The organism is Geobacter sp. PheSNFMC (genome assembly GCF_059620965.1).
In genome coordinates, this window is record NZ_JCAMRN010000001.1 from 97796 (window position 1) to 108373 (window position 10578).

General features: G+C 62.5%; 6 protein-coding genes and 1 riboswitch. Of the genes, 5 read left to right on the plus strand and 1 reads right to left on the minus strand.

The window, feature by feature from the left end:
- Positions 1–4: 4 nt before the first annotated feature.
- Positions 5–1639 (minus strand): tetratricopeptide repeat protein, encoded by a 1635-nt coding sequence (locus AC6CDK_RS00475; protein ID WP_192905278.1) that lies wholly within the window; start codon positions 1637–1639, stop codon positions 5–7.
- Positions 1640–1915: 276 nt separating this feature from the next.
- Here AC6CDK_RS00475 and AC6CDK_RS00480 point away from each other — a divergent pair, with 276 nt between their 5' ends.
- From AC6CDK_RS00480 to AC6CDK_RS00500, 5 genes are all read left to right on the plus strand, one after another.
- On the plus strand, positions 1916–3781 hold the full coding sequence (locus AC6CDK_RS00480) for an ATP-binding protein (RefSeq protein WP_039643438.1): 1866 nt from the start codon (positions 1916–1918) through the stop codon (positions 3779–3781).
- Positions 3750–5444: a sigma-54 dependent transcriptional regulator gene (locus tag AC6CDK_RS00485; protein ID WP_039643440.1), complete on the plus strand. Its 1695-nt coding sequence runs from the start codon at positions 3750–3752 to the stop codon at positions 5442–5444. Before AC6CDK_RS00480 ends, AC6CDK_RS00485 begins: the two co-directional genes overlap by 32 nt.
- Positions 5445–6543: 1099 nt before the next feature.
- Entirely contained in the window at positions 6544–7491 is a 948-nt protein-coding gene (locus tag AC6CDK_RS00490) for an NHL repeat-containing protein (RefSeq protein ID WP_039643442.1), read from the plus strand.
- 139 nt (positions 7492–7630) lie between these two features.
- Positions 7631–7711: riboswitch (cyclic di-GMP riboswitch) on the plus strand.
- Positions 7712–7735: 24 nt separating this feature from the next.
- Positions 7736–9040, plus strand: coding sequence for a c-type cytochrome OmcS (gene omcS, locus AC6CDK_RS00495; RefSeq protein ID WP_039648128.1), 1305 nt, complete (start codon positions 7736–7738; stop codon positions 9038–9040).
- Between the two features lie 110 nt (positions 9041–9150).
- Entirely contained in the window at positions 9151–10443 is a 1293-nt protein-coding gene (locus tag AC6CDK_RS00500; protein ID WP_039643444.1) for a hypothetical protein, read from the plus strand.
- The last annotated feature ends 135 nt before the right edge of the window (positions 10444–10578 follow it).

A 10578-nucleotide genomic window follows, 5' to 3' on the forward strand; every position in this document is an offset into this window, starting at 1 on the left:
CCGGTCAGGGGGCAGGGGCAGCCCCCGCCGTAGCCCCGGCGGGGGCCGTGGCGCGGAGCTTCGCGAGCCGCGCTTGCACCTCGGGCACGTACTCGCCGTACTCCACCGGCACGTAACGCAGGAAGAGCTCGTACTGTTCCGCGGCCCGGGTCGGCTTTCCCTGGATTTCATAGATCCGGCCCAGGTTGTAGCGGGCCATGACATTGGCGGGATTGGCCTCGACCGCGGCCAGGTAGCGGACCGTGGCGCCGGCCAGGTCCCCCTGCCGCGCCGCCAGGGTCCCCAACTGGGCCAGGGCGCCGGAGTGGCGCGGGTCGATCCCGACGGCGCGCTCCCATGCCGCGCGGGCGCCTGCCGTGTCCCCCCGTTCGATCAGGGCCGAGCCCAGATTGAAATACCCCTCGGCAGAACGGGGGTCGGTCTTGACCACGCTGGCGAACAGGCTGACGTCGTCGCGCCAGTCGCGGTTCCGCTCGAGGGTCGCCAGGGCCAGGAGAACCGTGATGCTTCCCACCACACCCCAGCCCGCCCGGGCCCCCCACCGGTCGAACAGCGGCCCCCCCAGCACGGCCCCCGCAACCAGGCAGAACCCGGCGGCGGGCAGATACATGAACCGCTCGGCCATGGGGTAGCTGGGGATGGGGACGATGTTGGCGACCGGCAGGAAGTTGACCCCCAGCCAGAGCAGTCCGAAGCGGGCGGCCGGGCCGCCCCGGCGCAGGAGCAGCCACAGGCCGGCCGCGATGGCGAGCCATGCCGGCACGAGCCAGGGGGCCGACGCCCAGTCCGGCGGCACCGCATGAAAGATGGTGAGCCCGGCCGGGAAAAGGAACAGGGCCAGGTAGCGCGGAATGACATAGAGATTGCGGACCAGGCGCTGGGGAAGCTCCGCCGCTGCCATGCCGGTGCCGAGCACCCCTTCCAGGGCCGCAGACCGCATCAGAAGGTAGATGGCAATGGCGGCAATATAGGGGAGCAGCGACAGCCCCGGCCGGAAAAGGTCGCTTTCCCTGTCGCCGGTACCGTGAAATGGCCGGATCGCGTAGAGGAAGACGGGAACGATCACCATCAGAGCCGTTTCCTTGCACATGAGTCCCAGGAACAGCAGCAGCGCGCCGGCCAGGTGCCACGGCCAGCCGCCGGTGTCCCGCCCCCGCAGGAACGCCAGGAAGCAGGACAGGGCGAAGAAGAGGGCGAACAGGTTGTTGCGCGCCGAGATAAAAGTAACCGTCTCCACGTTGATGGGGTGCACCGCAAAGAGCAGGGCGGCCACCAGCGCGGCCGGCCCGGCGCTGAACAGGCGCCTCCCCAGCAGGTAGACGAGCAGGACGTTCAGCGCATGGAGCACCATGTTAACTGCGTGGAATCCCGCCGGATTCATGCCGAACAACTGGAAGTCAAGCAGGTAGGAGGCCCGGTTGAGGGGCCGGTAGTAGGGTTTCACGATATCGGGCGACAGGAGGATGTCGCGCAGGCTGGTGAAACTGCGGGTGGCCGGGTTTTCCACGATGATGTAGCCGTCGTCCCAGACGAAACCGTTGGCCAGGGTAATGAGATAGACCCCCAGGGCAACCGCCGCCAGGATGAGGGGTGGAAGCAGGGGGTGAGCGCCCGCGGCAGGGGAGCGGGAAGTGTCCATGGTGGTGTGACCTCGTGTGTGCGGAGCTGGGCAGTTGCCCACGGCTTTCAAGTTGAGTGCCATTTCAGCGGTGGCTCGGAACGACGGTTTCCGCCGTTAGCCGGGGTTAATTTGTTGTTGGCTGGCATGGATATTGTTTGTCACCCACGGGGGTCTGCACGGCGCAACTGATTGTCAGTGAATTATCATCATTGGGGTGTGGCACACATAACTGTATTGTTATAATTTGCATATATTGTATTTAAATGTAATGTTATTTCGAGTCCCGCTTTGTCCATGCGCAAAATCAGCCTGAAAACGAAAATCGTCACGATCGTGCTGCTGGTCTTTTTCGGCGTTGCACCGGCCACCTCCTATTTCGTCATCGGTTATTTCAAGGACCGGTTGCAGGAGTCGATTCAGAATCAGCAGATCATCCTGGTGAGCCGGACCGCGTCGGAACTGGATTTCAAGATATCCTCCGCCCAGAGGATGCTGGTATCCGTGGCCCTGAGCATTCCCGAGCCGGTCATCCGCGATCCGCGGGCCGCGGAGCGCTTCCTCTACGAACGGTCGTTCCTCAGGATGTATTTCGACAGCGGCACCTTCCTGCTGGACCCCAAGGGGCACCTGATCGCCGAGACCGCCTGGAAGCCGAGCCGCATCGGCCGCGACTATTCGTTCCGGGAGTATTTCCAGGCCACCATCTCCACTGGCAAGCCGGTCATTTCCGCCCCCTATGTCCCCCGGACCCTGCACCATCCCGTGGTGATGTTCACTGCGCCGGTGTTCGGCGCCGGGGGCAGGCTGATCGCCATCCTGGCCGGCAGCACGGATCTCTACAAGGAGAACCTCCTGGGCGATCTCTCCACCTCCCGGATCGGGTCTCTGGGGTACTTCAGCCTCTATGACCACGAGGGGGTGGTCATCATGCATCCGGTCCGGGAGCGGATCTTCAGCCCCGCGGACAAACAGGCCGAGCATATGAGCCAGCGCATCGCCCGGGCGAGAACCGGCGCCAATGTCCAGGGCGAGCTCGAACTGCGGGACGGCAGCCGGACCCTCTCCACCATGAAGAAGCTGGGCAGCATCGACTGGGTCCTGGCGGCCTCCTATCCGGTGGAGGAGGCCTACGCGCCCGTGCAGCGCCTGGTTCGGCTCTCCTGGTGGATCATGGGCTGCGGTGGCGTCTTTGCGGCCCTGCTCATGTGGATGACCATGAGCCACCTCATCTCCCCGCTGCTCTCCCTCACCCGCCAGATCAGGCAGTTGGGAGCGTCCAACGGCGATCTGCCCATGGTGCTGGTCGACTCCAACGACGAGATCCGCGAAACCGCGGAGGCGATCAATGGCCTGCTGGAGCGGCTGCGGATCAAGGAGATCGAGAAGGAGACGATCCAGAAGGACGCCATGCAGACCTGGCACCTGGCATCCCTGGGCGAGGTGGCGGCCGGCGTGGCCCACGAAATCAACAACCCCATCAACGGGATCATCAACTGCGCCCAGATCCTGGCGGCGGAGCCGTGCCTCAGCGAGCCGGAACGGGGGGTGGCGAACCGGATCATCAAGGAGGGGGAACGGGTGGCCGTGATCGTCCGGAGCCTGCTCTCCTTTGCCCGCTACGAGGGGAGGGAGCGGGTCCCCGCCTATGTGCCCGACATCCTCAGCGATACCCTTGAACTGACCAAGGTCCAGTTGAAGCGGGACGGGGTTCAGCTCCACGTGAACCTGCCGCCGGACCTGCCGGCGCTGCTGGTTCACCCGCACCAGATCGAGCAGGTGTTCCTCAACCTCATCAGCAATGCGCGCTATGCCCTGGACAAAAAATTCCCCGCGAGCGGAGGCGGGGGCAAACGTCTCGATATCAAAGGGGAAAAAATCATCGGCGATGACGGCGTCTTTGTGCGGATCGAATTCAGGGACAACGGCATCGGCATCCCGCGCGACGTGATCGGCAGGGTCATCGACCCCTTTTTCACGACCAAGCCGGCCGCTGAAGGCACGGGCCTGGGGCTGAGCATCAGCCACGGCCTGATCTCGGACCATGGAGGGCGACTGAAGGTTGAAAGCGTCGAGGGAGAGTTCACCCGTGTAATGATTGATCTGCCCGTAATGACCTGGGAGGACGAGTATGGCCAGAAGGGTTCTGATAGTAGAGGATGAGGACACGCTGCGGTTCACGTTCGAGCACTTTCTCGCGGCCGAGGGCTATGCCGTCGATACGGCGGCCGATTTCGCGGAGGCGATCGGCAAGGTCGAATCCGCCGACTATGACCTTGTCTTCACCGACATCATCCTGGGCAACGATAACGGCATCGATGTCCTGCGCGAGGTCAAGGAGCGCCAGCCAGCCACCCCCGTGGTGATGATCACCGGCTATCCCAACGTGGAGACGGCATCCGACGCCGTCCGGCTCGGGGCCTTCGACTATCTCCCCAAGCCGGTCAAGCGCGACGCCCTGTTGCGGGTGGCCCGCATGGCCCTTGACCACAAGGATCTCATGGAGGAGCGGGAGAAGTACCGGACCAACCTGGAGGCCATTTTCCAGAGCGTGGACGATGCCATCCTCACCGTGGACCTGGACATGAACGTGGTGGCCTACAACGAGGCCGGGAAATACTTTTTCAGCCTCGCCGCCGAATCCATCGGCAGGCGCTACGTGCCGGGGGAGGGGAACGGCGCGTTCCTCCATGCGCTCACGGAAACCCTCAAGACCAAGCGGCCGGTGGAGACTCAGCGGACCGAATGCGTGGTCGGGGGGAGCGAAAAGCGCGTGGTGAGCCTCAAGACCTCCCCCCTGGTGGACCGGACCGGCACCTTTTCCGGGGCCGTCATGGTGGTGCGCGACGAAACGCGCCTGGATGACCTGGAAAAGAGCTTCGAGGGGCGGGAGACGTTCCACAACCTGGTGGGGAGCAGCCCCCGCATGAAGGAGATTTACGCCTTTGTCGAGTCCCTGGCCGATGTCCCCACCACCGTGCTGGTCACCGGCGAGAGCGGCACCGGCAAGGAACTCGTGGCGGCGGCCCTGCACTACAAGGGGGGCCGGAGCACCAAGCCCTTTGTCAAGGTCAACTGTTCCGCCCTGGCGGAACCGCTGCTGGAGAGCGAGCTGTTCGGCCACGTGAAAGGGGCCTTCACCGGCGCCATCAAGGACAAGATGGGCCGTTTCCAGAAGGCGGACGGCGGCACGATCTTCCTGGACGAGATCGGCGACATCTCGCCGGGGATGCAGGTGCGGTTGCTGCGGGTCCTGCAGGAGAGGGAATTCGAGCGGGTGGGGGACTCCACCCCCCTCAAGGTGGATGTGCGGGTCATCGCCGCCACCAACGTCGATCTGGCGGAAAAGGTGCGGCTCGGCCAGTTCCGGGAAGACCTCTTCTACCGCCTGAAGGTCGTCCGGATTCACATCCCGCCGCTGCGGGAACGGCGCGAGGATATCCCCCTGCTTGTGGAACACTTCCTGGCCAAGTTCCGCGGCAAGTTCAAAAAGGACGTCAGCGCGGTGTCCGACGAGGTCATGAAGGTGTTCATGTCCTATCCCTGGCCGGGCAATGTCCGCGAACTGGAGCACGTGCTCGAACACGCGTGCATCGTCTGCACCTCCGGCCTGGTCACCCAGGAACACCTGCCTTCTGACTTCATGGAACACCATGAGATCCACGGCCATGAACCGGCCACCGAGCGGGAGACCACCCTGCAGGCGATCCGGAAAGCCCTGGAAAAGTCCGGGGGCAACAAGGCAAAGGCCGCGCGTCTGCTCGGCATCAGCCGCATCACGTTGTACCGTAAACTCAATGAATTAAATATTGTTCACGACGAGTAGCTGTTTAGGGTGTATCATGTAACACATATGTTTCTTAACACCTGTGTTACATGATACACTTTTCCAGCGGCCGGTCGGTCGAAAGCCATAAGTGAAATAGCGATAAGCGAAATTTAATTTATGATCAGGAATGCACTAACATATTAAAATCCAAACATTCATATTCTGATATATGGATGCGGCACTCCCTGCACCCTGTCATCACATCCCGCGGAAACACCTCTGAAACGTGTAACATTCCCTAACGAACCCCCCCTTATCCTGAAAACGCACTTGAAACACAGGGCAACGGAGCAACGGCAGTAGCATCTGAGAAGAAGATTCTTCCTGATTAGCGCTGATCTTCCGCTTGGATGTCACCCCCCCGTTGAGAACGGGGGGCAGGGGGGATTTCGTCGCGAAAGCTCAAAGGCAAATCCCTCTAACTCCCCATTTTCAAAGGGTAACGTGCTCTGGCGGAAGATCGAAGCTGAGCGGGACATTATTTTACATCCATTCGGCAACACCCCGGCGGGGTAGGCGAGATATCGGGTTAACGTAGTGATTTATCTGCTGCTCTGCTGCTCTGTGTTATTCCCATTGCCGTTTTCAGGATTACCCTTCTCCCCCCGAAGCACCGTCCGCACTCCGTTTCCCCGCCGCCCGCCCCTGCGGCGGTCCCCGATCCCTGGCTGCGGGCCGATCCCTGGCCGCGGGCCGATCCCGCGTTCTCTTCCCTGCATGCGTAAGTGTCCCGGCCCGGTTTTACGCCTGGCCCATCCCTGCCGGTGACTTCACGGATACCTCCGGCCACCGGGGCGGACCCGTCGGAATCCAGTCAGAACAAGGGGTTGTGCGGCATGAACCGATCCGGCACCGGCGTTACGGTGAAATCGCAGTGCGTTTTCGCCAAATGACCACGATGTGCCCGGTTGATTTAAAAAAAATATCTTAATTTTTTTAAAAAACGAACAATTATCGCTAGATACGATTTTGTTACCATAATTAAAAACCGCTTAGGCATGCGCTGTGCTAACTCACTAGAAAACAAACACATTTTGCTGGCAGTCGCTAGAGGCAAAACTTGATTAATCATCTATGCAAACATATTGAAACCCAAATGAAACGGACCGGCAACCGGCACGTGGCACTTCTGGTCATTCTCGCCGCCGTTCTCATGGGTGGACCCACCAATGCGAGCACGGGTGAATTCAAGGTTACGTATCTGTACAACCTGTCGGACTTCACGGGCACGATTCCGTACAGCCTGGCCAAGATCGCCCTGGACGCAACGGCCCGCGAGACCTATGTGATCTCGGGCGAAACGGTCAAGGTGTTCAACAACAGCGGCATGGAAGTCTACCGGTTCACCAACACCATGGAGTCCGGGATCGTGTACGACGCCGCCATCGACGAGCAGGGGCGGATCCTGGTCCTGGCCTACAACAACGGCACGCCCGGCCTGACCCTCTGCAACTACCGGGCGGAACCCATCAAGCCCATCGAGTTCAAGGGACTGCCCGAGAAGCTGGCCGCGTTCAAGCCGAACCGGCTCATCCTGAAGGACGGCACGATCTGCCTGGTGAGCCTGGGTTCCATGATGGTCGTGATGCTCGATCCGGAAGGGAACTACGTCAAGCACATGGACCTGGCCGAAGCAGCGGGCGTAACCGAGGAAGACCGCCTCAACACGGGCATCGGCGCAGTGGCTTTTGATTCGGACGGCAGCGTGCTCTTCACCTCGCCGGTCACCGGCAAGGTGTTCAGGGTCGCGGCGGACGGCAAAGTGGACTCCTTTGGCAAGCGGGGCAGCGCGCCGGGCAAGTTCGGTGTCCCCACGGGGATTACGGCGGACGGCCTGGGCAACTACTACATCTCCGACAAGCTCAGGTGCGCGATCCTGGTGTTTGACCGGCAGTTCAAGTTCATCTACGAGTTCGGCGGTCGCGGCGATGCCCCCGGCAGTCTGGTGGGCCCCGACGACCTGGCAATCGATGCCGAGGGGAAGCTGTACGTGGGTCAGCTCGGCAAGCGCGGAGTAAGTGTATTCAAGGTGACACGCGACTGAACGGGAGTCGTAACTCAGGCCGGCATCCCGCCTTGGAAGGGAGGTGGAGGGACCACACAACGCTGGGGATGCACTGAAGACCATTTTGTATTGCATTGCAGGCACAACACACACGAGCCGAAAGGCGAAACCAAATTTCCTCCGAAAAGAGTAAACCCATCGCAAGGTGGGGACACAAAGCCGACGGGTGCCGCAGGAGCGGGACGGCCGGGTTGCCGGAGAAACCAACCAAATGGAGGAAATGATGAAAAAGGGGATGAAAGTAAGTCTTTCCGTGGCAGCAGCAGCTCTTCTCATGAGCGCCCCCGCGGCGTTCGCGTTCCACTCCGGCGGCGTTGCCGAGTGCGAAGGGTGCCACACCATGCACAACTCGCTGGGCGGCCAAGTGATGAACGGCGCCACTGCCCAGTTCACCACCGGCCCCATGCTGCTCCAGGGCGCCACCCAGAGCTCGTCCTGTCTGAACTGCCACCAGAAAGCCGGTGACACGGGTCCTTCCAGCTACCACATCTCCACCGCTGAGAGCGACATGCCCGCCGGTACCGCTCCGCTCCAGATGACCCCGGGCGGCGACTTTGGCTGGCTCAAGAAGACCTACACCTGGAACGTTCGTGGCCTCAACACGAGCGAAGGCGAGCGCAAGGGTCACAACGTCGTGGCCGGCGACTACAACTATGTTGCCGACGCCACCCTGACCACGGCCCCGGGCGGCACCTATCCGGCCAACCAGCTCCACTGCTCGAGCTGCCACGATCCCCACGGCAAGTACCGCCGTTTTGTTGACGGCAGCATTGCCACCACCGGCCTCCCCATCAAGAACAGCGGTTCCTACAACAGCAGCGCCGACCCCACTGCCTGGGGCGCCGTTGGCGCATACCGCATCCTGGGCGGCACCGGCTACCAGCCCAAGTCCCTGAGCGGCTCCTATGCCTTTGCCAACCAGGTTCCGGCCGCTGTTGCTCCGTCCACCTACAACCGGACGGAAGCTACCAACCAGACCCGCGTTGCCTACGGCCAGGGCATGTCCGAGTGGTGCGCCAACTGCCACACCGACATCCACAATAGCAGCTACCCGACCAACCTGCGCCACCCGGCCGGCAACGGGGCCAAGTTCGGCGCCACCATCGCCGGTCTGTACAACTCCTACAAGAAGTCCGGCGACCTGACCGGTACCCAGGCTTCCGCGTACCTGTCCCTCGCTCCGTTCGAGGAAGGCACTGCTGACTACACCGTGCTCAAGGCCCACGCTCAGATCAACGACAGCGTGCTGACCGGCGCCGACGCCACCAGCAACGTGAACTGCCTCTCCTGCCACCGCGCTCACGCTTCGGGCTTCGACAGCATGACCCGCTTCAACCTGGCCTACGAGTTCACCACCATCGCCGATGCCTCCGGCAACTCGGTGTACGGCACGGGCGACCCGAGCGCTTCTTCGTCCCTCCAGGGCCGGACGGTCAACGAGATGACTGCTGCCTACTATGGCCGCACTGCCGACAAGTTTGCTCCTTACCAGCGCGCGCTCTGCAACAAGTGCCACGCCAAGGACTAATCTTGTCACCATCTGTTGTTGTGTGATTCCGCCGGGGTCCGCCTGAAAGGGGGCCCCGGCACCTCCTTACCGCCAACCGGAGTCCGACAGAGATCGCCAGGAGGTATTGTATGAAACGCTTCAAGACTCTTCCCGTCACCGCAGCAGCGCTTCTGGTTCTCGGCGCAACCGGCACGGGATGGGCTTTCCACTCAGGTGGCGTGGCAGAGTGCGAGGGGTGCCACACCATGCACAACTCCCTGGGCGGCCAGCAGATGAACGCCGCCACGGCCCAGTTCACCACCGGCCCCTATCTGCTCCAGGGAACGGACCAGAGCTCGTCGTGCCTCAACTGTCACCAGCATGCCGGTGACACGGGGCCCAGCAGCTACCACATCAGTACCGCAGAATCCGACATGCCCGCCGGTTCCCCGCCGCTCCAGCTCACTCCGGGCGGCGATTTCGGCTGGCTCAAGAAGACCTACAGTTGGGTGCCGCGCGCCGGCGCCGCCACGGAGTGGAGCCACGGCGAGCGCAAGGGGCACAACATCGTGGCCGCCGATTACAATTACGTGGCCGACAGCACCATCACCGCGGCGCCGGGGAGCATGAACACCCCCTATCCGGCCAACCAGTTCAGTTGCATCAGTTGCCATGACCCCCACGGCACCTACCGGATCACCTCCCTGGGTGTTCAGGCCAAGACCGGCAAGCCGATCAAGAGCTCCGGCTCCTACGGCGCCGTTCCGGACGCAACCACTGCCGTTGGCGTCTATCGTCTCCTGGGCGGGGCCGGGTACAAGCCCAAGTCCCTCTCCAGCGGCGATGCCTTCGCGTTCGCGGCACCCTATGCCGTGGCCCCCAACAGCTACAACCGTTCGGAAGCCACCAGCGACACGCGGGTCGCCTACGGCCGGAGCATGTCCCTCTGGTGCGCCAACTGCCACGGCCAGATGCACACCACCTTCGGCACCCTGGTCCACCCGGCCGACCAGAACCTGGGCCCCTACGTGACCCAGATCTACAACTCGTACAAGAAGTCGGGCGACCTGTCGGGCTCCGTGGCCGCGTCGTTCAGCTCGCTGGTTCCGTTCCAGAGCGACAACACCCACGACCTGAACGCGCTCAAGACCCAGACCACGTCCACTGCCGGCCCCATCTCCACGGACCGGGTCATGTGCCTTTCCTGTCACCGGGCCCACGCGTCCGGCTTCGACAGCATGATGCGGTACGGTCTCGGCAACGAGTTCATGACCGTTGCCGATGCGGCAGGCAACCCGGTATGGCCCGACCCGGTCACCAACGCGGCCCAGGCCCAGGGACGGACCGTTGCCGAAACGCAGCAGGCGTATTATGGAAGACCTCCCACCAATTTCGCCCCGTTCCAGCGGGTCCTGTGCAACAAGTGTCATGCCAAAGACTGATTCATATGTGATGTAGTCCTGGTCGCGGCCGGCCTCCGGCCGGTCGTGGCCGCTTTTTTCCCGACAACCGGTGAAACATCCCTCGGTTTCCGGCCTCTGCCGGGGCGAGGGTTTTGAGCGTACCATGCCGATCCT